We start from the raw sequence: 328 nt of genomic DNA, 5'->3' as shown, positions 1-328 counted from the left end.
GATTTACCGGGCGGAGCGGGCGTTGCAGCTGATTATCGACCGGTTGCAGCAGTCCGACCTGAAACGGCTGCCGCGGGGTTGGAGTGCGTGGCAGGGCTTTGGCCTCGGGGCATTATTGGGCGTGTTGGTCCTGGTGGGCAGCGGGCTGCTGTTCTACCAACCGCTGCACCAGCAGCTCACGGCTATCACGGCTCACCCCGCGGGCGCCCGGCTGGCGTGGCTGTACCAGTCCGAACTGGCGGGCTACCAGCGCCAGCTGGACCGGCTGGCCGAGACGCCCCTGCTGGCGACGTGGGACGCGGCCCGCACGCTGACTGACACCGCGGAA

At 68.9% G+C, this 328-nt stretch carries 1 pseudogene; it reads left to right on the top strand.

The features are described 5' to 3' along the window. Positions 1 to 22: 22 nt before the first annotated feature. Positions 23 to 328, top strand: a pseudogene (locus tag NXS07_RS21065) (VasL domain-containing protein); the annotation flags it as partial.

Source organism: Xenorhabdus bovienii (genome assembly GCF_024721015.1).
GTDB classification, from domain to species: Bacteria; Pseudomonadota; Gammaproteobacteria; order Enterobacterales; family Enterobacteriaceae; genus Xenorhabdus; species Xenorhabdus bovienii.
The sequence above is the reverse complement of the archived record's forward strand: the minus strand, read 5'-3'. Positions and strand labels throughout refer to the sequence as shown.